This window comes from Suttonella sp. R2A3, assembly GCF_021513215.1.
Lineage (GTDB): Bacteria > Pseudomonadota > Gammaproteobacteria > Cardiobacteriales > Cardiobacteriaceae > JAHUUI01.
Genome location: NZ_CP090975.1, coordinates 576,492 through 600,409, shown reverse-complemented (window position 1 = coordinate 600,409; position 23,918 = coordinate 576,492). Strand labels below are relative to the sequence as shown.

General features: G+C 47.4%; 16 protein-coding genes. 8 read left to right on the top strand and 8 right to left on the bottom strand.

Annotated features, from left to right (window positions below; genetic code table 11):
- Window positions 1-28: 28 nt before the first annotated feature.
- The 4 genes from hemH (at window position 29) to L0B52_RS02830 (ending at window position 4,625) form a co-directional block, all read left to right on the top strand.
- Window positions 29-1,123: a ferrochelatase gene (hemH, locus tag L0B52_RS02845; RefSeq protein WP_235065031.1), complete on the top strand. Its 1,095-nt coding sequence runs from the start codon at window positions 29-31 to the stop codon at window positions 1,121-1,123.
- The gene (locus tag L0B52_RS02840) at window positions 1,120-1,977 is read left to right on the top strand and encodes an SDR family NAD(P)-dependent oxidoreductase (protein ID WP_235065030.1); all 858 of its coding nucleotides are present in this window, start codon (window positions 1,120-1,122) and stop codon (window positions 1,975-1,977) included. The genes hemH and L0B52_RS02840 overlap by 4 nt, the downstream gene beginning before the upstream one ends.
- Window positions 1,974-3,626: a 1-deoxy-D-xylulose-5-phosphate synthase gene (locus L0B52_RS02835; protein WP_235065029.1), complete on the top strand. Its 1,653-nt coding sequence runs from the start codon at window positions 1,974-1,976 to the stop codon at window positions 3,624-3,626. The genes L0B52_RS02840 and L0B52_RS02835 overlap by 4 nt, the downstream gene beginning before the upstream one ends.
- Before the next feature lie 84 nt (window positions 3,627-3,710).
- The gene (locus L0B52_RS02830) at window positions 3,711-4,625 is read left to right on the top strand and encodes a L,D-transpeptidase family protein (RefSeq protein WP_235065028.1); all 915 of its coding nucleotides are present in this window, start codon (window positions 3,711-3,713) and stop codon (window positions 4,623-4,625) included.
- 56 nt (window positions 4,626-4,681) lie between these two features.
- On the opposite strand, the gene L0B52_RS02825 is transcribed toward L0B52_RS02830, so the two are convergent.
- The 7 genes from L0B52_RS02825 to L0B52_RS02795 form a co-directional block, all read right to left on the bottom strand.
- On the bottom strand, window positions 4,682-5,515 hold the full coding sequence (locus L0B52_RS02825; protein WP_235065027.1) for a 23S rRNA (adenine(2030)-N(6))-methyltransferase RlmJ: 834 nt from the start codon (window positions 5,513-5,515) through the stop codon (window positions 4,682-4,684).
- 2 nt (window positions 5,516-5,517) lie between these two features.
- Window positions 5,518-6,594: an AI-2E family transporter gene (locus tag L0B52_RS02820; RefSeq protein ID WP_235065026.1), complete on the bottom strand. Its 1,077-nt coding sequence runs from the start codon at window positions 6,592-6,594 to the stop codon at window positions 5,518-5,520.
- A 21-nt stretch (window positions 6,595-6,615) separates the two neighbouring features.
- On the bottom strand, window positions 6,616-7,872 hold the full coding sequence (locus tag L0B52_RS02815; protein WP_235065025.1) for a heme biosynthesis HemY N-terminal domain-containing protein: 1,257 nt from the start codon (window positions 7,870-7,872) through the stop codon (window positions 6,616-6,618).
- 14 nt (window positions 7,873-7,886) lie between these two features.
- Window positions 7,887-9,506: a uroporphyrinogen-III C-methyltransferase gene (locus L0B52_RS02810; protein WP_235065024.1), complete on the bottom strand. Its 1,620-nt coding sequence runs from the start codon at window positions 9,504-9,506 to the stop codon at window positions 7,887-7,889.
- An 18-nt stretch (window positions 9,507-9,524) separates the two neighbouring features.
- The gene (locus L0B52_RS02805) at window positions 9,525-10,274 is read right to left on the bottom strand and encodes a uroporphyrinogen-III synthase (protein WP_235065023.1); all 750 of its coding nucleotides are present in this window, start codon (window positions 10,272-10,274) and stop codon (window positions 9,525-9,527) included.
- Window positions 10,264-11,205 (bottom strand): hydroxymethylbilane synthase, encoded by a 942-nt coding sequence (hemC, locus tag L0B52_RS02800; protein WP_235065022.1) that lies wholly within the window; start codon window positions 11,203-11,205, stop codon window positions 10,264-10,266. Before hemC ends, L0B52_RS02805 begins: the two co-directional genes overlap by 11 nt.
- An 84-nt stretch (window positions 11,206-11,289) precedes the next feature.
- Window positions 11,290-13,281 carry a UvrD-helicase domain-containing protein gene (locus L0B52_RS02795; RefSeq protein WP_235065021.1) on the bottom strand — a complete coding sequence of 664 codons (1,992 nt, stop codon included), beginning with the start codon at window positions 13,279-13,281 and terminating at the stop codon, window positions 11,290-11,292.
- A gap of 40 nt (window positions 13,282-13,321) precedes the next feature.
- Between L0B52_RS02795 and L0B52_RS02790 the strand changes: the two genes are divergently transcribed.
- From L0B52_RS02790 to L0B52_RS02780, 3 genes are all read left to right on the top strand, one after another.
- Complete coding sequence (locus L0B52_RS02790) at window positions 13,322-14,371, top strand: NADP(H)-dependent aldo-keto reductase (RefSeq protein WP_235065020.1); 1,050 nt, start codon at window positions 13,322-13,324, stop codon at window positions 14,369-14,371.
- Entirely contained in the window at window positions 14,362-15,240 is an 879-nt protein-coding gene (locus L0B52_RS02785) for an alpha/beta fold hydrolase (protein WP_235065019.1), read from the top strand. Before L0B52_RS02790 ends, L0B52_RS02785 begins: the two co-directional genes overlap by 10 nt.
- Before the next feature lie 316 nt (window positions 15,241-15,556).
- Window positions 15,557-16,648 carry a cytochrome-c peroxidase gene (locus L0B52_RS02780; protein WP_235065018.1) on the top strand — a complete coding sequence of 364 codons (1,092 nt, stop codon included), beginning with the start codon at window positions 15,557-15,559 and terminating at the stop codon, window positions 16,646-16,648.
- A gap of 202 nt (window positions 16,649-16,850) precedes the next feature.
- Here the strand turns inward: L0B52_RS02780 and L0B52_RS02775 are convergent, their stop codons facing one another.
- Window positions 16,851-22,703 (bottom strand): YadA-like family protein, encoded by a 5,853-nt coding sequence (locus L0B52_RS02775; RefSeq protein ID WP_235065017.1) that lies wholly within the window; start codon window positions 22,701-22,703, stop codon window positions 16,851-16,853.
- Between the two features lie 387 nt (window positions 22,704-23,090).
- On the opposite strand from L0B52_RS02775, the gene L0B52_RS02770 reads away from it, so the two are divergent.
- Window positions 23,091-23,912 carry a polyphosphate kinase 2 family protein gene (locus tag L0B52_RS02770; protein WP_235065016.1) on the top strand — a complete coding sequence of 274 codons (822 nt, stop codon included), beginning with the start codon at window positions 23,091-23,093 and terminating at the stop codon, window positions 23,910-23,912.
- Window positions 23,913-23,918: the final 6 nt, after the last annotated feature.

Here is a 23,918-nt window from a genome sequence, read left to right as displayed (position 1 = left end):
TTTAATGTTAAAAGAGAATGTATAAAGCATGAATCATGAGGCGCTAGCGGGGAAAACCGCTGTATTGTTAATCAACCTGGGCTCACCGGAAGCACCGACAAAGCAGGCGTTGCGTCCGTATTTGCGCGAGTTTCTTTCTGATCCACGGGTGATTGATTTACCGCGTTGGCAATGGTTGCCGATACTATATGGTATTGTGCTCAATACTCGGCCAAAAAAATCCGCACAGGCTTATGAGCAAATTTGGTGGGATGAAGGCGCGCCCTTGATTGTGATTAGCGAACGACAAGTCGCTGCTTTAGAAGAACGTTTTGTTGCGCAAGGCTTAGATCATGTGGTGGTTGATTATGCGATGCGCTATGGTCAGCCGTCGATTGATAAAAAAATGACCGCTTTAGCCAAACAAGGCGTTGAGCGAGTGTTAGTGGTGCCGATGTATCCACAATACGCCGATGCGACTACTGCGAGTGTGTTTGACGGAGTTGCTATGGCGCTTGAAAAGCAGCGCAATGTTCCAGAATTACGCTTTGTGCGCAGTTGGCATGATCATCCGCTGTATATCAACGCACTCGCTGATTCAATCCAGCGCCATTTTGATGAATACGGTCAACCGCAAAAGCTGTTGTTTTCGTTTCATGGCGTACCTAAGCGCTATTTGCTCGAAGGCGATCCGTATTTTTGCCAATGTCATAAAACCACACGTTTGGTGGTTGAGGCGTTGGGCCTTGCAGAAAACGACTACCAACTGGTGTTTCAATCGCGCTTTGGTCGTGAAGAGTGGCTGCAGCCTTATGCCGATAAAACAATTGCCGCCTTGCCAGCGCAAGGGATTGAGAGTGTGAGTGTGATCTGTCCGGGCTTCAGCGCCGATTGTTTGGAAACCTTGGAAGAAATGGCGATAGGCAACCGTAATCTCTTTTTAGAAAACGGCGGCAAACGCTATGATTACATTCCCTGCTTAAATGAAGACCCAGCGCACATTGATTTATTGAGTGCTCTGGTGCGCCAACACACGCAAGGTTGGGCTGCTTTTGATCAAGGCTTACCACCAGATGATCAAGCCGCGCAAAAAGCATTAGCAAGACGGGCACAATGGGAAGAAACACAAAAGGTGGCGCGATGAGTGACACACCACGCAGTATTTTAATCACCGGTTGCTCGAGCGGGATTGGCTACCGAGCAGCGCACACTTTACATGAGCGCGGTTGGACAGTGATTGCCAGTGCGCGCGATGCGGCAGACGTTGAGCGCTTGAAAAGCGAAGGGCTTGCCGCTGTTCAGCTTGATCTAGCTTCGCCAGATTCGATTACTATGGCGCTGGATTGGACGATGAAATATACCGATGGGCGGCTCGATGCGCTGTTTAATAACGGCGCATTTGCCATTCCCGGTGCGGTAGAAGATTTATCGCGCAGTGCGCTCGCCTATCAACTCGATAATGGTTTACTAGGTTGGCATGATCTCACCCGTCGCGTGCTGCCGTTAATGCGCCTGCAAGGCTCTGGCCGTATTGTCCAGAATAGCTCGGTGCTTGGCTTGGCGGCGATGCGCTATCGTGGCGCGTATTGCTCGATGAAATTTGCCTTAGAAGGGCTAAGTGATGCCTTGCGCTTGGAATTATCGGGCAGTGGCGTTTATGTCAGCTTGATTGAGCCCGGCCCGATTCGTACCGAGTTTCGCGACAACGCATTTAAAGAATTCCAACACTGGATCGATGCCTCACACAGCCTGCACAAAATGCACTATGTGAATATGATTCAGCGCTTGGAAAGCGATAAACCGGAGCCATTTACCCTAGAGCCTGATGCGGTGGTCGATAAATTAATCCATGCACTGGAAGCGAAGCGCCCGAAACCGCGCTATTACGTCACCAAAGCCACTTGGATTATGGCGATACTGCGTCGTCTATTGCCCACACGCTGGATGGATCGTTTTGTCCTGCATCTCGCCGAGCGCGAAGGTAAGCGCTACCGTTGATCGAGCTAGACACCTTACGTAAACAGCCCATCGCAGCGCTACCTGCTGTGTGTGAGACTCTGCGCGAAGAAATTATTACTATCTGCGCGAAGCAAGGTGGGCATCTTGCCTCATCGTTAGGTGCTGTGGAACTGGTAGTCACGCTGCATTATGTGTTGGATACACCAAATGCGTCGGTATGTTTTGATGTCGGACATCAAGCGTACGCACACAAACTATTAACCGGCCGTTGGCAGGAGATGCAACGCGTACGTGCACCCGATGGTGCAGCGCCATTTCCGCTACGCAGTGAGTCAGCCTATGACGCGTTTGCAGGCGGGCATGCCGGTAATGCGCTCTCTGCAGCAGCAGGATTTGCGGCAGCTGGACAAAGCAGTATCGCGCTGATGGGCGATGGTTCGCTGACCTGCGGGATGACTTTTGAAGCGCTTAATCATATCGGTGATAAAGGGTGGGGCGTGCTCGCGATAGTTAACGACAATGGCTATTCGATTGACGATAATGTCGGCGCGCTGAAGCGCTTTGGAAATCTTGAAGCCTACGCACGTTCGCTCGGTTGGGATTATGTCGGTATCGATGATGGTCATGATATTGCTGCGTTAGTTAGCCGGCTGCGCGCACTGTTGCCTATCACCAAGCCGATTTTATGGCATGTGCGTACCCAAAAAGGCAAAGGGTTGATCGAAGCAGAAACCGATCCTGTAGCCTGGCATGGCCGGCCGGCGAATACCGTAAAACAATCTAATACAACATCTGCGGCGTCAGTGTTGTCCTCATGGCTGATTGAGCGAATGGCGCAAGATTCGCGCATCCATATGATTACCCCGGCAATGATGTTGGGCTCTGGATTAAGCACTGCGCTAAAACACTTCCCTGAACGGGTGCATGATGTCGGGATTGCTGAGCAACACGCGTTGAGTTTTGCCGCTGGGTTAGCAGCAGCCGGACAAAAACCGATTATCGCCATCTACGCGACGTTCTTGCAGCGTGGCTATGATCAGCTGGTACACGATATTGCCTTGCAAAACCTTCCGGTTACGTTATGTGTTGACCGCGCAGGCGCGGTTGGTGGCGATGGTGATACGCATATTGGTGCTTATGATATGGTGATGAGTAAAGCGCTACCCAATCTTTGTGTGGCCGCTCCTGCCACAGCTCGTGAACTCACGATGATGCTCGATTGGGCGCAAGAGCAATCTGGACCGGTATTGTTGCGCTATCCACGCGATTTACCAAATGAACCAGCGTGTCATGAGCCGATTGAGTACGGACGAGCGGTGGTGTGTCGACGAGGTCACGGTTGGTTAATCATCGCGGTTGGTGAACTGCTGGCGACGCTCATGCCATTAGCGCAAGAAAAAGACGCAACTTTAGTCAATTTACGCTTCATCAAACCCTTTGATCGAGCGTGTTTATCTCAGCTGGTTAAAGCACACGATCGGGTGTTGATCGTGGAGAGTGGCGTACAGATGGGCGGGATTGGTCATGATTTGGCAGCCTGGATTAACACCCAGGTGCGTCTGCCGGTGGTTGTTCGTGGATTACCTGATGAGCCGCTGGGGTCAGGTAGTACGCCAGAACAAATGGAACGTGCCGGCTTGTCTCTAACGCATTTACGCACGCTGTTAGATGGGTTAAATCTGACATGAAATCTTGTTTAGCTATGGCGTGATGCTATAAAAGCTACTGCTTCACCGTTATAATGGTCGTTTTTTTGCGGTTGGGGTTAGACAATGAATAAGTGGCAAAAATGGACATTGACCAGTGTCATGGCATGTTTGGCATTTGCAGCACAAGCTGAAGAAGTGCCGTTACCACCCAATGATATCAATGTGGTCGGTAAAGTGCGTGTCGTTGAGGCGAAAGATGAGGATACGCTACCAGCCATTGGCCGTGAATTTGGCGTCGGTTTTGAAGCGATGGAGCGTGCGAATCCTGGGGTAGATGTGTGGTATCCGGGTGAAGGGCGACAAGTGCTGATCCCTTCTCGTTACATCTTGCCTGATGCGCCACGTGAAGGGATTGTCCTCAACCTGCCGGAAATGCGTTTGTATTATTATCCGCCGGGTAAGAACGTGGTTCACGTATATGCGGTCGGGATCGGTCGTGAAGATTGGCAAACGCCGTTAGGTGTGCAGAAAATCACAGAAAAACGTGCTAATCCAACCTGGACACCGCCAGCCTCTATCCGCGCAGAGCATGCGGCAAAAGGTGATCCACTACCAGCAGTGGTGCCGGCAGGGCCTAATAATCCATTAGGATTATTTGCGATGCGTCTGAGTAACCCAAGCTATTTATTGCACGGCACGAATAAGCCGTGGGGTGTCGGGATGCGTGTATCACACGGCTGTATCCGTTTATATCCTGAGGCGATTGAAGAGCTCTTTTCGATGACCAATCACGGCACCAACGTGAATATCATTAACCAGCCGATGAAAGTCGGGTTCTACGGTGGTAGCGTGTATTTGGAATACCACGAGCCTTTAGAAGAATACGGTATATCCCCTGAAGAAGCGCTAGCGCAGGCGCGTAAGATTGTTGCTGAGAAAACACAGGGTAGTAACTATCATGTGGCGGATGATGTGATCCAAGCGGTAGTGCGCGAGAAAAGTGGTATGCCGGTAGAAGTGGCAAGTTATAAGTTATAAAGCGCTCTAAAACGATCACATAACGTAATGAAACCGCTAGTTCGCTAGCGGTTTTTTTATGGGCGTAACAGCCATGAGCTGTGTGCTGGATCTTGACTGAGTAGGGTGGTGAGCTCAGGCAGGGTGGCTGTGAGCGCTTCTGAAAGTCGGTAAGGTGGGTTAATCACCAACATACCGCTGCCGGTCATCCCTGGCTGAGAGGCCGCTAAGACGCGCAGTTCGGCTCGTAAATAAGCATCAGGGGCGCAGGTTTTAACTGCATCGAGCATTTTAGGGAGTTCATCACGGTTTAGGAGCGGATACCACAGCATAATGCATGCCTCACGGCATCGTTGATGCATGGCAGCAATCGCTTTAGGGATCGCCTGGTAATCGCTTTTCACTTCATAAGAAGGATCCATCAGCACCAATGCCCGTCGGTTCGGTGGCGGTAAATAGGCGAGCGCGCCTTTTAAACCATCGCGTTGTTCAATGCTAGCGCGTTTTGCCATCGCCCCCTTCTTAATTAGGCGATCTAAGTCGGTATAATCACTTGGATGAAGCTCAAACAAACGCAGGTAGTCTTGGCGTCGCAGCAGGCTGGCTGCCAGTAACGGTGAGCCTGGGTAGAACTGCTGATTACTGGTGCAATCATCAATCGCTTTCAGAAAGGCGTTGAGCTTAGGGGGCAGGTTCTCGGCGTTGCGCAGTCGGGTGATGCCGCTGTCGTATTCCTGATTTTGTGTGGCGAAGGTGGCGTGTAAATCATACAAGCCGGCGCCAGCGTGGGTGTCAGCATAAATAAACGGCTTATCTTTTTGAAGGTAATGCTCGAGCGCTTGGTAGAGGACAAAATGCTTGAGGATATCAGCGTGGTTGCCGGCATGAAAGCCGTGGCGGTAACTCAACATGGTTATTCTGCAGCAAGATTATGGTCGCGTTTGGCGTAGCGTCGCCAGGCTTCCATAATCGCTTTGACGAGTGTTGCCAGTGGAATGGCAAAAAAGATGCCCCAAAAACCCCACAGGCCACCAAATACCAAGACAGCGATAATGATCGCCACCGGATGAATATTGACCGCTTCGGAGAAAATCAGTGGGACGATCACGTTCCCATCCAAAATTTGAATGGCAAAATAGATCGCACAAATCCACCAAAAATCGCTATTCACTCCAAACTGGACATAAGCGACTACGACAATCGGAACCGTCACCACGCTCGCGCCGATATACGGAATGAGCACCGACAGCCCAACCATTAAACTCAATAGCAAGCTGTACTCTAAGCCAAAGAGCTGGAATGGGATGAAACACAGCACCCAGATAATAAGAATTTCAATAAACTTGCCGCGGATATAGTTACCGATTTGCTGGTCCATTTCTTGCCAGATTTCTTGAATAATCTGTTTGTTTGGCGGTAAAAAACGGCCTAGCCAGTTTAAAATAGTGTTCTTATCCTTAAGGAAGAAAAACACCAAAATAGGGATTAAGATGATATAAATCAATATAGTGATCATCGTGAGCAATGAGGCGAACAGTTTCTGGCTAAAGAAATTAGTACTAAAGTTTGAGAGCTCTCGGTTGATCGCGGTAATGATCGGATGAATGTCTGTATCTTTAAATAAATTCGGAAAATATTCGGGCAGCATCATTAACTTTTGCTGACCAATCACAAAATACGAGGGTAGGTTAGACACCAGCGTTTTCGCCTGATGGATGACCGTTGGTAATAGGGCAATCGCGATATAGGTGATAAAGATACTGAAGGCGAGGAAAACCAGCGACACAGCCATCATCCGCCGGATACCAAAGCGTTCGAGCTTATGGATTAACCCTTCGAGTAAATAAGCCACCACGATGGCAATCATCACCGGCAGTAGCCAGCTGCCTAAAAAGTAAAAGACCAAAGCCAGGCTGATGATAAAAAGCACCAGCCCAACCAAGGAAGGGTTGCGTAAGAACCGCTGAATAGGCGAAAAAATGAAATTCATGGTTATCCAGCGGTAAGGGCGCTAACTTGAAGGCAGCGCTTTGTTTTCATCCATCACAGGCAACAAGTCGCCTTCGATGCTTTGTTCGCCGCCCGGCAGGGCAACAACGCTTTGTCGATAAGCAGCCAGTGCTGCTTGTGGCTCATTTTTCGCTTCAAGAATGAGCGCCCATAAAGCAAAGGCTTCTGGTACTGGCTGGCGAGAAATCGATGCTTCAATCGCTTGGCTCGCTTTGTCGTAGTCTTTCGCACGATAAGCAACACGCGCTAAAGCGTGTAAGAAAGTCGCGTCGTTTGGATGATGGGTTGACCAGTTTTCCATGTTAGCTAACTGACGGTGCGCATCTGCGCTGCTGAGCTGACTGTAGGCTTGAATGAGTTTAAGGTCTTGTGAATTCTTAATTTCATTAGCCAGGATGCGTTCGGCTTCTTCGCTGTGCCCATTTTCAATTAATGAGCCGGCGTAGAGCATAATCATCTCATCGTCACGACGAATTTCTGCCGGAAGTTTGCGCCAGGCGCTGTTAAGCTCTGCAACGCTCTCAATAGCATCTGTATCGGCCAACATACCTTTCGCATAGGTTTTTCTACGCGCTTCATACTCGGCAACAGGAAGATAAGGCCTGAGCTTAGGTAACAGTGACCAAGCGTTCTGCCATTGCTCTTGTGCAACATAGGCTTCGTCTAATAGACCGATAATCTTCGCGTTTTTAGATTCCTGCTGGTGTAGTTTTTCCAAAAGCGGTAGTGCTTTGTCGAAATCGCCGTGGCTGGCGTGTAGCTCGGCTTCAGAAAGACGGGTCAGCGCGGTATGCTGTTGCCCCGCTTCCTGACGCGCTTTGATCAAATATTGATCGCGGCGTGCATTGGCCTGTAATTTATCGGCAGCAATCGCCGCATTTTCAAAATAAATCACACTCGACTCGCCCACTTCTTCGGCTAAATCTGCGCCTTTAACCAAATGCTTTTCAGCTTTTTTGTAGTGTCCGGCAAGCAGTTCGCTCATGCCGTTACGCAGCAGTTTATTCGCTTTATGACGTTTACGTGTTTTCGCGTTACGGCTAAAGATTTGAGGGGAGCGCCACAAAAAGACAAAAAACTTAAACAGCAGCATGATAATCCATGCGGCAATTAACGAAACGATGCACCAAATGATTAAGTTAGTGCTCAAGGTGTGCTCAGGCAAGCGAATGTTTACCATCGCAGGAAAGGTTTTAATAAAATAACCAATCGCGCCGCAAATGACTAAAACAATCAGGGCAAGAATAAAACGAATCATTATAACCTCCTGATTTATTTCGCTTGTTGGAGTTCGCTGATTAAGCTGGCGATATCTGGAGTCTCGCTCGCTTGTGCTTGTCCGGCATCGCTTAGCGTTTGTAACGCACCACTGACAGCCTCATTATTGGTGTCGAAATAGCGCTCAATCTGTGTGCTTAATGTTTCAGCGAGGCTTTGATACGCATCAAACTCACCGGTGGCGAGCAGGTTGCGCGCCATGCTGAGATCTAAGCGAACATTTTCACGAACGATTTGCTGTAACGCTGGGTTTTTGCTCACCCAGTCCAAGCCGGCGGCATCGTTATTGGTGATGCTTACGGTGCTGGTAAGGATATCGTTGCCAACGGACTTAAGTTTGGCTGACCAATCATCAGTTGCCGCTTGTTCATTGCTAGCGAGTAAGTTTTCACTCTCTGGCGTTTTAAATGGCCATTCATCGATGCCAGCAATTAATCCAGCCACTTTAGTCGATGGATTCTCTGAAGCGGCAAGCTGGTCGTATTGGGCTGCCATCTCACTAATTTTGCCAGCGAAGTTGGCATATGGAGGCTGGTCTAAATGTAGCGAGCTAAAGCTTTCTTCAGCTTGCTGTAAATAGCGTGCGGCCGTATCGTACTGGCGGCTATCAGAGGCGATATTGGCTAAACTCAAGTTGTTGATCAGCGGATAAACCAGTGGTTGGGCTTTGTTTTCGCTGATTTGCGTTTGTGCTTGCTTTAACTGGCTGCCAATTGTGTTTTGTGTTTGCTCAGCAAGCTGGGCAATCTCTTGTTTATACGATTCAATTTGTGCCATTTCTTCGCTCAAATCCACTTTTGGTGCATCACCACCAGCGCTGCTTAACGCGGATTTGATCATCGTTTGCACATCTTGTTTGCTTAAGCCCGTTGGCTGTGATGCAGCAGCGCTTTGTTCAGCGAGTTGTGCTGAGAACGCTTTTTGTTGCTCATCGCCTGCGGATTTAATGCTTTGATCGATTAGTGATTGAATCTGTTGGTCGCTGACTTGTTGCTCTTGAATTTGTTGAATGTCTTTTTTCAAGCTTTCAATCTCATCGGCGCTTACTTGCTGGCTTTGCGCCTCGTTTAAACTCTGCACGCTTTGCTTTAATTCAGCAATATTCGGATCAGCTGGCTGGTTCATGCCGAGATATACCCCGTAACCGCCAACCCCTAAGGCGACTAAGGAAATAACCAACGGCAAGATATTACCCTTACCCGAACCACTGTTTGCTTTATGGTTTGTGCGCGAAGCTGGTGGTGGGGTATTTGCTTTAGACGACATGCTGTCAGTTGAAGTCGCTGGGCTTTTTTGTGCACTTTGCGCTTTATTTGGTGTCTGTGTGGCTGCAGGTTTGCTGCTTGTTACTTTAGGATCTGGCTTAGGTGTTTGCGCTGCTGGTTTTTGACTTGGAGCCACTTTAGGATCTGCACCTTTATTCAAACCTGTTTGTGGTTTGTTGTCGGCTTTATTCGCTTGTGCCGTGCCGCTCGTGGTCGGTTTGTTACCTTGAGTTGTATTTACTTCGGGCTTTTTAGTTTCTGCAGTAGCCTTCACATCGGGCTTTTTTGTCTCGGGTTGGCGTTGATTAGCTTTATTTTGCTGATTTGAGGGGTTCTTCTTGTCGCTCATAAACGTTCTCCAAAGTTCCTAGTGTTGCTTTGCCCACCATGATGCCACACTGTTCAACAAACTGTCTTCATCAGCGGTGGGGGAGCAGATGATGTTGCGAAAGCCGTGTTGCTCAAGGTTTTTTGCTACACGCGCACTAATTGCCGCGACGCAAAGTTCATATTGTAACAGCTTATGCTGCTCCCGCGGGGTAATTTCCATGAGATGTTCACCAGCCTGTTGACTGGTGATTAACAACACATTTTGTTGATCTTTCTGCCAGGGTAGTGGTGAAGGGGCTGTTTGTGGGTTGATTCGCCGATAGGGCGAGATGATTTGCACCTGGTTTTGTGTTTTAAGGGAGTTATAGAGTAGTTGCCGGCCATTAGGTGCGGCAATGATGGCAATGTGTTGATCGCTTGGCTGCCATAATTCCAGTAAGGTTTCGCTGTGGAAGGGCTCTGGTGTGATGAGTAGTTTGTGATCAGGTAGTTCAGCGCGTAACGCACTCGCAGTTGGGTGCCCAATAGCGACTAACAGTTGCTTAATCCCTGGACTATATTGTTGGTGAAAAAAAGCCTGTGCGTTCGCGCTGGTATAGAGCAGCGCGTCACTTGCTGCACAATAAGCGAGCGCTTTGTCGCTAAGCGGTATTGATTGAAAAGCGAGCAAAGGAAAGTGGCTCAGCGTGGCGCCACTACCTTTGAGCTTGTGTTGAAAAGTGTTCCAATGGGCATCGTTGCGGCTATGAATTAAATGGATGCCGCTTAATGCCTGATTAGTGAGCATCTTCTTGCAGGCGGGCTAAGATATCCAGAGCACCCTGTTCAATCAGATAATCGGCCGCACGATGCGCCATCGCTTCGCTATCCTCCATCGAACCGCTGGTGTGATATTCAATCATCTCACGCCCATCGGGCATCCCTATGCGTGCATCAAATAATAACTGACCATCAAGCAGACGTGCATAAGCAGCAATTGGCACTTGGCAGCTTCCTTGTAAGCGTTCGTTAATAATCCGTTCAGTGCGGACACAATGCGCGGTCTCAGCGTCATTAAAAGCGCTTAAATAGTCGATCCAACGCGGCTCATTGCGACATTCAATCCCTACAGCGCCTTGGCCGATTGCCGGCAGGCTTAAGGTGGGTTCGAAATGATGGCGGATACGATTTTCAAGCTCTAAACGAATGAGTCCAGCGCTGGCGAGCACAATCGCATCAAAATCGCCACGATCAAGCTTTGACAGTCGGGTTTGCACATTACCACGTAAATCAAGTAACTCTAAATCTGGTCGCGCAGCAGCAATTTGCATACGGCGACGTAAACTACATGTGCCGACTTTTGCGCCTTGGGGTAAGTCGGTGAATTGTGCGTAATCGTTACTGACAAACGCATCAAAGGGTGTTTCGCGCGATAAGATCGCTGCTAAGGTAAAGCCTTCAGGAAAGGTGACACCCACATCTTTCATTGAGTGCACAGCAATGTCTGCCTCATCATTGGCCATCGCGATTTCCAGCTCTTTAATAAAGAGCCCTTTGCCGCCGATACGTGCTAAAGGGGTGTCGAGAATCTTATCGCCTTGAGTAACGATCGGGACAAGGCTGACCTCTAACTCAGGATCATTAGCGCGCAGTTTGGCGGCCACATGCTCGGCTTGCCAAAGCGCTAATTTACTTTTACGTGTTGCAATGCGGATGTGTTTAATCGGGGTGTGTGACATGGCTTAATCTGTGTGAAAAAATTTCCTTAAAGGATAGCGAGATTAAGCGGTGCATTCAAGCCAGCTTATCACCATTCATATACATTATTGTTTGAGTATCGCGAGGATATCTGCAAGCGCGGTATCGAGTTCTTGATCGCTGGGTTTACTGGCGGGTGTGCCGGTGCCATCTTGCCAGTTTATTTCATCTTGCGGTAATTCAGCGAGAAAACGACTAGGCTCGCTGGCTTGCCATGTACCACCGCGGCGACGCTTTTTCGCATAAGATAAGACTAAATGCGTTTTTGCCCGCGTCATACCAACGTAGAGCAAACGCCGCTCTTCTTCGATCCCTTCGGGTGTCGCTGAGCTATTGGCATGTGGCAATAACTCTTCTTCAACGCCCGCGATATACACATGTGGAAACTCCAGACCTTTGGCAGCGTGTAAGGTCATGAGTTGTACGGCGTCTTGTTCCTGCTCCTGACGCTCTAAAATATCGAGCAGAGTGATGTGCTGGATGAGGCCATCTAAGGTCTGGTAGCGTGGATCTTCTTCGAGCTTGAGTAGCCAGCTTTGCAATTCACTAATGCGTTTGGTGCGTTGTTCAACTTTATTGGGTTGCTTATGTAAGGCGAACAGATGATCTTCGTAGTTAGTGTCGTTTAAGATGCGGGTGAGTAATTCGCTGGGTAGGGTGTTTTCAGCGGCGTAACGCAGCTCGCTAACCCACTCGTGAAATTGTTGCAGATTATGGCTCGATTTCACGCCCAGGATCTCTTTGAGTGCATGATCCCCCGCGCTTTGGCTCAAGGTTTGTTCACGCAACGCGGCGTATTGCCCAAGTTTGGCAATGGTGGTTGTGCCGATTTCGCGTTTAGGTACGTTGACCACACGCAGAAAAGCCGCATCATCTTCCGGGTTTTGAATCAAGCGCAGGTAGCTGAGTAGATCGCGAATTTCGTTATGGGCAAAGAAGCTGGTGCCGCCGCTTAAGGTATAAGGGATGTTGAGCTCGCGTAGCTTTTCTTCTAACAGGCGTGCTTGAAAATTGCTGCGATAGAGGATCGCAAAATCTTTATACGCCGCGCGCTTGCGGATATGTGCGACATGCAGATCTCGCACGATAGTTTCTGCCTCATCGAGTTCCTCGCGACCACAGATCACGCGAATCTTTTCACCAGTGTCGAGCGTTGACCACAGGCGTTTTTCAATAATATGCGCGTTGTTGGCGATTAGCGCGTTCGCTGCTGAGAGGATTTTTTGATCGCAGCGGTAGTTTTGCTCGAGTTTGATCGTTTTAAGCTGTGGATAGTCTTCGTGAAGATGGGCGATATTCTGCGGCTGGGCGCCACGCCAGGCATAAATCGACTGGTCGTCATCACCAACCGCGGTAAACGCTGCGCCATCACCACTTAACAGTCGCATCAGTGCGTACTGGCAAGCGTTAGTATCCTGATATTCGTCAACCAGCATATAGCGCACTTTCGCCTGCCAGCGATCGCGCAATGGCTGGTTTTGTTCGAGTAAATTCAGCGGTAGGAGGAGAAGATCATCAAAATCGAGTGCGTTATAGGCCCGCAAGCGTTCGTTATAATGTTGGTAAACGTGGGCGGCAAGCTGCTGGTTTTCATCTTTAGCAAGCGTTAGAGCATCTTGCGCGCTCAGGCGTGCGTTTTTATAGTTCGAAATCAGGCTTTGTAAGTGGCGCACGTTGGCGTCATCTTCATTTTTTGACAGTTCTTTAATCAGATTGGCGCTGTCGCGGGCATCAAAAATCGTGAAGCCACGGCGCAATCCTGCAGCCTGGTATTCTTGTTGTAATAGGTCTAAGCCTAGGCGATGGAAGGTGGAAATATGTAAGCCACGTCCGCTTTTGCCGAGTAATTTACTGGTACGACTACGCATTTCTCGTGCAGCTTTGTTGGTAAAAGTGACCGCGAAAATGGTGCGTGGATCGTAGTTGGCTTGGTTGATTAAGTAGGCGATTTTTTGGGTAATCACACCGGTTTTGCCGCTGCCGGCGCCGGCGACGACTAAAAGCGGGCCGCCAAGGTAGGTTGCGGCTTCGCGTTGTTGTGGATTGAGCTGTTGCATGATATAACGGCGCGATAAGATTTTTACGGAGGGTTATTCTATGGAATTTCGTCGGCTAGGACAAACCGACCTTGAGGTGAGCGAAATTTGCTTAGGTACCATGACCTGGGGTGAGCAAAATAGCGAGCAGGAAGCGCATGCACAGCTCGATTATGCGATCAATTGTGGTATCAACATGATTGATACCGCAGAGATGTATCCTGTTCCGCCACGAGCAGAAACCTATACCCGAACCGAACAATATCTTGGTTCATGGCTCGCGCAACGTGGACGTCGCAGCGATTTGGTGCTAGCCACAAAAATTGCCGGCCCAACGCGTGTTGGCGATGATATGAACTATATTCGTGGTGGTTCGCGTTTTACCCGTGAGCAAATTCATGCAGCCTGTAATGCAAGCTTGCAGCGTTTAGGCACAGATTATATCGATCTCTATCAGCTACATTGGCCTGAGCGCTCGACCAATTTTTTTGGACGTTTGGGGGTCAATAAACTCTCAGACAAAGAAGACGCGATTACTTTACAAGAGAGTTTGGCCGCGCTTGATGAGCTGGTTAAAGCCGGCAAAGTGCGTCATATTGGCCTGTCGAATGAATCGCCGTGGGGTGTGATGCATGCTTTGCGCCTGGCGGATGAGCAAGGCTTGCCGCGGATTGCCAGCGTACAAAATCCGTATAGCCTGTTAAATAGAAGCTATGAAATAGGGCTTGCCGAAATCTCTTTGCGTGAAGAAGTGAGCTTGTTAGCGTATTCGCCGCTGGCCTTCGGTCTGTTGAGTGGTAAATACCGTCATGGCGCAAAACCAGCAGATGCGCGCTTAACGTTATTTGATCGCTTTCAGCGCTATAACAAGCCGCAAGCGATAGTTGCTGTGGAGCGTTATGCCAAGGTTGCTGAAGATGCCGGCATCAGCATGGCGCAGATGGCCTTAGCCTACGTTAATAGCCGCAGTTTTGTCACTAGTAATATTATTGGCGCGACCACAATTGATCAGTTGGTGGAAAATATCGGTAGCGCCACAGTGGAATTATCGAGCGATACCATTGCTGCTATTGATGCTGTGCATGAGGAGATCAGCAATCCATGTCCATAGAACCTCAAGCGATACGCGTACAAATGCCGCATATGACCATGCGTGGCTTGCAGTGGGGTGCGCCCGATGCAGCGCGTGTGATCATTTCTTTGCACGGCTGGTTAGACAATGCGATGAGTTTTTCGCGCTTAGCCCCGTTGTTGGTGGATGAAGAGACACGAGTGATTGCTTTTGATCTCGCCGGACACGGCTTGAGCGATCATCGGCCTTTACGTAGTGGCTATCATTTTACTGATTACTTGCGTGATCTTTATTTGGCGCTTGAACAACTCGATATTCAAACCTTTGAATTCGTCTGTCATTCGCTGGGGGCTGCGATCGCCACAATTTATGCCGGCTCTTTTCCTGAGCAAGTGCAGCGTTTTGTGGCGATTGAATGTTATGGCGTTCCTCTGGTATCTGATAATAATCCACTACCGGAACGTATGGCAGAGCGCTTACCAAAACTCGATGTGATGCGCTCACGCTCTGAAACGGTTTATCCACAACTCAAACCCTTGATTCGTGCGCGGCGTCAAGCTGGCGAAATGCTTGAAAGCAGCGCTGAATTATTGTTGCGACGTAATTTAGATGAAAGCAAAGATGGGTTTCGTTTTATCAGCGACCGTAGGTTGACGATGGGGCAGCCGATGCTGATGAGTGAAGCGCAGCTTGCGCCGTTCTTAAAGCGTATCAGCGCTGAAGTGTTGGTGATTGAAGCTGAAGATGGGCTGATGCCACATTGGCAATTCTTACCCGGACGTTACGCAATCACACCCAATATCACGGTCAAACGCTTACCTGGTGGCCATCATCTTCACCTCGATGACCCTAGCCGTGTCGCAGAGGTTATTCACAGCGAAGCGCTGTCGTTTGATAGGGCGCAGTAAAGGCAAAACGTTGGCTTGGTGCAATACCAAGTCAACGCGTTTATAACTTCAACACCCACTTTCTCATCGTCGTTATCTTAGTTGATTCCCTTCCTGACTTAGTTTAATCGTTCGCTTTTCTGGTATTGGTCTTCAAGTGATCATATGGTTAAACCACGCCGTAAATTCGTGTAAAGCTAATAATTAATGATAAAGATTATCAATTAATTATTTTAAATAAATTATGGCGCCAATATAAAAAATAATAATTATACATTGATAAAATAAAAAACATTTAATATACTTACTTTGACATTAACACAACATGAGGTGATGTATGACAAAGCTCAATGCAATAACGCGTTTAGCAGTCGCTGTGGCTGTGGGAATAACGACCGGTGCAAGCGTTGCTGGCGAACTTGATGTGGGTGAATTACAAAAACAAGCGCAAACGATTTTCCAGGCGTTGCCGGATCGTGCAGAAGTTGATGAGGCGAACCCGCTTCGCGATGGGGAAATTGCGCTTGGGCAAATGCTTTATTTTGATCCGCGCTTGTCATTGAGTGGCAATATTTCGTGTAACACGTGTCATAACCTTGCCAGCTATGGTGTGGATAATAGCGCAAAAAGCTTAGGCGTCGATGCGCAGCCTGGTGGACGGAACTCACCAACCGTGCTTAATGCGGCGCTTAATGCCACGCAGTTTTGGGATGGGCGTGCGCAAGATGTCGAAGAGCAGGCGGGCGGTCCGATGCTGAATCCTGTTGAGATGGCTTTACCAGATGAAGCAACCGCCGTGCAGCGGATTGCCGAAATCCCGGGCTATCAAGATTTATTTACCGAAGTCTATGGCGATGAAGGGGTGACGTTTAAGAATATGACCCATGCCATTGGCGCGTTTGAGCGCACGCTTATGACGCCATCACGCTTTGATGCGTTCATCGCAGGCGATGCTGAAGCGCTGAGCGAACAAGAATTGCTTGGGATGCAAAGCTTCATTGATAATGGCTGTGTCGCTTGTCACCGAGGGGTCAACTTAGGCGGCGATCAATTCCAGAAATTTGGTTTGGTTAAAGGGCCGTACTGGCAATTTACCGGATCAGAACAACAAGATAGTGGCCGTTTTGAAGTCACCCAAGCTGAAAGCGATAAATTTATTTTCCGTGTACCAACCTTGCGTAACGTTGCCCACACCTATCCTTATTTCCATGATGGCAGCGTGAGTTCGTTAGATAATGCGGTGCAAATCATGGCGATGGCGCAGTTAGGTAAAGAATTACCTGAAGCGGATATTGCTAATATGGTGGCGTTCTTGGAAACCTTGAGTGGGGAAGTGAGTGAAGAAGCACGCACCTTACCAATCCTGCCTAAGTCGGTATTCCCTGATGAAATCATCGAAGGATTAAGTAAGGCAGAAGCCATACAGTAATGTGTCACCCAACAAAAAGGGCGGATGATTCCGCCCTTTATTGATTTTGGAGTCAGTACTCGTTATTTTCTCGAGTCAGCAATCGCTAAAGCGGTTAAGGATAATCCAGTGGTTTTAAGCGAGTTGTGAAAACACTTCATAATCTGATTCCTTTATAACGAATGACAGGGTTGCCTGAGAGCTCAGGCAACCCCACTAAGGATTACCACTGATAACCTGCGCCAAGAGAGGCACCAATGTTACCGCGTGAATCGCCGCCTACATTCGCTTTGATGATCCAGTTGCCATTGTCAGAAATTGTTGATAAGCCGACGGTGTAGCCACTTTCGCCATTGTAGGTTCCGCCGCCAACAGCCACCATACTCTTACCAGGTAAGTAAGCTTGAGGCATACCAGCAGCTGCTAAGGCTTGGGCAGTCCCTGCATTGGCATCGCGCTCAACGCTGTTCACTCGGGTTTCTAATCTTTGCATATTAGTACCCACTGCGTTTAACGCTCTATCGAACTGCGCGACATTCACCGCATCTGTCGGCTTAACACCAGCGGCCACGTTAGAGATGCGTTGACCACCAGCGTTGATGCCGCCGCTCTTGGTCACGCTAGGCCCACCAACGATGGTAATACCATCGTTATTGACCGTTGTATCACCAGTTTGCACGCTGCCGTCTTCACCTAAATTGACATTTTTAGCCATTCTTACGACAAGGGCATCTCCTTCATTAACTACACCGATATTATTATCGGTTAGCTTTTTAGGATCAGCGCCACCTTTGATCGAAACAGTCTGGCCTAGTTTTCGTTCGATGGATTTATCATCGTCGCCGACAAAGTTTAAGGGTTTATTGGGGGTGCCGGTAGAGTTATTAATTTTTTCTTGGAGTTCCCAGATTTGACCACCATTAACAGCATCAGTACTGTCCTTGGAAATATCGCCTTTTCCTACTTGAGTAATTTTGGTACCACCAGCATCGATCCCTTCTTTGTTGATGGCCACTTTTCCACCAACTTTCACACTATCGACTTCGATATCTTTGGCCATATCTACCGTATAGTTAGTACTGCCATCACCATTTGTTGTTGTGTCACCTTTGACTGTAATATTGTTACTACCTGCGCTAACAGTTGTTTTAGCTTTGGTCGCCGCTGTGCTGGCTGCATCAGCTACAGCTTTGAGCTGATCTTCAGTCGCAGCTTGACCAGAGGTGATCTTATTAGGATCAAAGGTTGTATTGGTTAAGCCACCGATCGTTCCTTTATTGCCATCAATCGTTACGGTATTAGCGGCACCAACCTTAATAACATTACCTAAGTCAAATTGCAGATTGTTTCCTTTGCGTATAATTGTCAGGTTGTCACTTGCAGGGCTGAAATCAACCGTTGATCCTGGTGCAACTTTAGATGTGGATCCACCTTTAACGCTAAGATACCAACCTTTGTTTGCCGTTTCTTGAACAGTTTTAAGCTGACTATAGTTCACAGCATCATTATCAGTAGTACCGGCAGCTACGTTGGTAATCTTATCCCCACCTACATCAAGCCCTTTATCGGTGCTGGTAAGTACAGTATTGTTTGTTGCATCACCTAAGGTTATCTTAGTGAATGCAACATCATCTTTTGTTGCTACAGTAATCTTACCGGCAGCTTGAGTAAGGGCGATATTCTTACCGGCATCAACAGTGATGGTGTCGCCTGCTTGGATGGCCTCATCTGAAGACCCAGTCACAGAACCACCTGATTGAGTGGTTGTTAACGTAAAGCCAGTACCTAATTTATTAATCGCTTGGTTAACACTGGTATATTTAGTACCTGCAAGATTAATCTCAGTGTTATCGAGTTGTGCCACTGTATCGCCAGATGTATTTTTAATGGCAACGGTTCCTTGAGTTGTTAGACCGCTATTGTTAATGATGGTGCCACCGGTTGTCAGGCCACCATCGGTGCCTAAATCGACATCTTTGGCTAGCTTAATGCTCAATGTGTCCGTACCGTTTGCGACCACTCCGATATTCTTATCAGTAAGTGCTGTAGTATCTGTGATGCCACCATTGAGTTTAAGCGTTTCACCCAACTTGCGATCAACGTTACCGCCTGTATCACCGCTGAAGGTTAACGGATTGTTAGCGACAGCAGATGTTGCTGCATTGAGATCACTTACATTAACGGCATTGTTTGCATTAGCAGAATCGCCAAGGTCACCTGCTGATGCAAGATTAGTGATTTGTTTATTACCCGCATCAATACCCGTTTTAGTCACAGAAGGGCCACCAGTCACCTGGAAGCCAGTGGCAGAAGTAACGGTGCCTGTAAAGATAGGGGCATCAGCCAACTGAATATCCACTTTACCGTCAGTTACAACAGTACGGATATTGCTATTGCTAGAGGTTTTGCTAGTATCAATTAACCCACCAACAATCTTAAACTTAGAGCCTAAGATTTGATCACTACCGCTGTCGACACCTGTACCAGAGTTGGTATTACCAGTAAAGGTGAGTGGTTTATCTTTGACTTCGTTGAGCTGTGCTACGTTAACCGCGTCACTATCGTTTATGCCCTTAGCAACATTAGTAATGGTTGTGCCACCTGTGCCTGCAGTCGCATTATATGTTGTGCCCTTTAAGGTCACTGTGTTGTTGTTATCTGCGTCATAGGCAACCACATTCTTGGTCGCAATCGTAAGCTTATTGCTGTCAGTAGCATCACGTGTAACGGTGATGTTGTCACTGCCGTTGACGGTAACCTTACCACCAGGTGCTACGTTGGTCGCTGTGTCGCCATTTGCACTTAAGTTCCAGCCCTTACTCGCTGTAGTATTTAGCAGCTTCAACTGTTCTTCAGTTGCAGCTCTACCTTTTGTCGCAAAGTCAGTTGCACTTAAGTCTGTATTCTTTAAGCCCGTTATTGTGCCGGTGTCATCGGTATTTAGTTGAATTTGATTAGTATTGCCTGCTGTCACACCACCTGTAAATGTCGGTGCGTCTGCTATCTCGATTGAAATACTGTTGTCAGCGGCATTTACCTTAGTGCGTATGTTACTGTCACTTGATGTCTTGCTGGCATCTGTAAGTCCACCTTTAATGGTAATCGCTTCACCTAGTTTACGTTTAATCGTATTGGTCTCACTTGTCATACCAACATCGGTACTGTTATCACCAGCAAAGGTGAGTGGTTTATCTTTGACTTCGTTGAGCTGTGCCACGTTAACCGCGTCACTATCGTTTGTACCCTTAGCAACATTAGTAATAACATTGTTGCCATTATCTAACCCATTGTTGCTTAGGACGACTTGATTGTGAGTTCCTCCAGTTAAGAAAATACTTTTAACTCCTGTAATCTCTTTTGCTAGTCTAATATTTAATGTATTAGTAGCACTGTCTGTGACTACACCGATATTCTTACCAGTAAGTGCTGTAGTATCTGTGATACCACCATTGAGTTTAAGTGTTTCGCCCAGCTTGCGATCAATGTTTGTACCTGAGTCACCACTGAAGGTGAGTGGGCTATTTTGGACTCCAGCAATAGCTTTATTCACATCGCCTGCATTAACCGCGTTATTAGCATTTTCAGACTTGGTAATATCACCTGCTGATGCAAGATTAGTGATTTGTTTACCCCCCGCATCAATACCTGTCTTGGTCACAGAAGGGCCACCGGTCACCTCAAACCCTTTGCTAGCCGTGATATATGTTACTTTTACTGAATCGAATTCTGGATTGTCTGCCATTTGAATTTGCAGACGTTTGTTTGGTTGATCTGAAAATACCTGAATATTTTTGGCAGTATAGACACCTTTTGTTGGCGCATCTGTTGAATTGGCTAAAGTCGTGGTGGTATCAGTCTTTTCAGCGCCAATCAGTTTGAGTGGACTACCTAAAGATCTATGCACGACATCATCATTGTTGCCTACGAATTTTAAGCCAGCACTACTAAGTTCTGATTTTACACTATAAAGCTGACTGCCATTGATAGCATCATTACTACTTGGTGCAATCAGACCTGGTGCTACATTAATAATCTTATTATTTGCCGCATCAATACCTGTCTTAGTCACAGAAGGGCCACCACTAACAGTGACACCTTTACTATTAACGGTGGTAACACCTGTTTTAAGGCTGCCATCGGTGCCTAAATCGACATTTTGAGCCAGTTTAACGCTTAGTGTGTCCTTACCGTTTGCCACAACACCAATGTTGTTATCGGTAACTGTAGTAGCACCACCTTTAATATTTACTGTACTACCAAGTTTACGCGCAACGTTTGTACCCGAATCGCCAGCAAAGGTCAGTGGCTTGCTTACTGCTGTATCTAAACTGTTTGCCACATAATAAAGTTGACTACCATTGATGGCATCGGTACTGGTGGCAGAGATCTGGCCAGCAGCAACATTTTTTATTTGACGCTCAGCACCTGCTTTACCTACAGAAACAATCGAACCTGCGGATAGAGCATCTGAGCCAGCAAATGTGCCATAGGTCGTACCATTGATCGTTGTGCTCTGAGTTTGTACATAGTCACTTGTGGCAGAAGCATCGCCAAGAACAACTGCGCTGTCTTTACCTTTGTCAATATTCACGTTATTGCCAAGCACAAAAGCATTGTCAGCAGCTATCGTGTTGTTATTACCCAGTGCATAACTTCCTGTACCACTAACGGTGTTAGGGCCACCAATCGCACCTGATTTAGCACCAGAGACGATATTGCCCGTACCAATGCTGATTGACTGCAAGCCTGTCGCTTGTGCACCATCACCAATGGCAACAGAACTATTCCCGCTTGCTTGTGTACCCACACCAGCCGCTAAAGCATTGCTGCCAGTGGCGCCATCATTGCTGTAGTTACCAGCTGTACTATCAGTATTATTTACGCTGTAAAAATGAATTTCTGACGCTTTTAGCTGCGCGACATTTACGGCATCAGTATCAACTGTGCCTGCCGCCAAGCCTGTGATTTGACGGGTGACGCCTGCGCCTGCATTACCGATTGAAACTGCCGCTCTTGTCGAGGTCCATGTTGATGTAGCAATGTCTGATGGTGTACTTAGACCGTAATAACCCACTACACCTGCAGCGGTGTTGGCGTTGCTATTTGCACCAAGAGCTACACTATCTTCCACGTTTGCATTAGCCGAATGGCCTATTGCTACTGCATTTTGTTCAAGTGAAAAGGTGAGTTTACCAATAGCAATAGAATTGAGCTTACCAGCTGATCCGGCTACAGCTATATCGCCTATGGCTATAGAATAATCAGATTGACTGGCGCTATTAGCACCCAATGAAACAGCGTTAAGACCAGTCGAATTTGCGCTTTGACCTATAGCAACAGACTTTTCACCTTGAGCTGTAGAGGCGTTGCCGACGGCAATAGCATTTTTTGCTGATGAACTACCGCCGATGGCTATACTGTTTTCTTGAGTAGCTATAGAACCCACACCAGCTGCTAAAGCATTCGTTCCAGTTGCGCCTTCGTTATTGTAGTTACCCGCTGTGCTATCTGAGCTGTTAACACTATAGAAATGGGTTTGCGCGGTTTTGAGTTGCTGTAGGTTAACCGCATCAGTATTTGCGATGGCGGCGCTAACATTAGTGACGCGATTGCCGCCCATGTCTACTATTGCGCCATTTTTTACATGAACCGATTGATTTAGAAAAACATCACCACCAAAGGAGGCGTGGGTTGCGGTTGAATCGCTTGCTGGGCTTGCGCCATCCCAAAACAACACACGGTCGGTTTGTATATCTGCTTCGTTACCAGGATTGGTGGAGTTACAATTATCTCTAGTTTTTGTGTGAACTCCTGTAGTATCACTTACTAGACATTCATTATCGATATTGTCGTTTATAAACACTTCTGCTTGTGCCTGACCAATGCCTAAGGCGAGGAGTATCGATGCGCTAAGTAGTTTGAGGGTGAAACCGCTTATACTGGCAGGAGTGCGCGAAACAAAGTCGTGACGGGTGGTGTCTACTGTGCTGCCGCGAGAATGGCTCTTCGCTAATTCAGAGGCAACAACTAGTGCATTTAATGATGCGTTCCATACTACACGATAAATTTTGTTCATCCTGAAAACCTACCTGTTAAATGAATTTAATATCTTTTTTGTGAAAAAACACCCAAGTTAAAAATAGTTGCACGCTTTGGCGCGATTTATGTCAGTTTATTAATGAAATGCAATTTTTAATCCATAGATAAAAATACTAAATATTACATAGTAATAGGTTGTTAATACCTAAATAATTAAATTATTTTCCTGTGATTGACATAATTTGACACTAATGTTGCTTTTTTTTGTAAAAAAATTGAACCAATAAGCAGGGTAAAATTTATGGTGGTGTTGATTATAAAAAATAAATTGCGTTAGGTTTTTAATTAGGTTTTGATGATTGCATATTGCGTTCTGTGCTGGAAATAAGTAAGGTTGATTTTGAGCACTAGAAAGAGAGTGAATATGAGTATGATTCCAACCGATGGTTATCGCGTTTATCCAGGAACGAACGTCAGCTTGGCGCAGATTGATACCAACAGCCGCAAGCATATGCCGGATAGCAAAAAACAGCGAAAAGCATTACTTGCTGAATTAGGCCCTGAATTAGATGAATTGCAAGAGCGCTTGCATGCTGAGGGTAAGCGTAAAGTGCTATTGGTATTGCAAGGCATGGATACCGCAGGCAAAGATGGCACAATCCGCCATGTGTTTGCCAATTGCGATCCGTTGGGTATTCGCGTTGCGGCTTTTAAAGCACCGTCAGATAATGAATTGGCGCGTGATTATTTGTGGCGGGTGCATCAGCAAGTGCCGCGAAAAGGCGAGTTGGTGATTTTTAACCGTAGCCATTATGAGGATGTGTTGATCACCCGTGTGCGCGGCTGGATTGATGAGGCTGAAGAGGCGCGGCGCTTCGCGCACATTAATGAGTTTGAGCGGATGCTGAGTGAAACGGGTACCACAATCATCAAATGCTTTTTGCATATTTCTAAAGATGAGCAGCGTGAACGTTTACAAGATCGCTTGGATCGATCGGATAAAAATTGGAAATTTAACCCCGGTGATTTAGATGACCGAAAGCTATGGGGCAATTTTCAGGCACAATATGAGAAGGTGCTCAATGCTACGAGTACGGAATATGCGCCTTGGTATATCATTCCCGGCGATTCGAAATCCACACGCAATGTCATTATCATCAATTTATTAATCGAGACGCTAAAAACGATGGACCTACGCTATCCAGAAGTCGACACCAGCGGTTGGCCAAAAAAGATCGAAGATTGAGGTTGT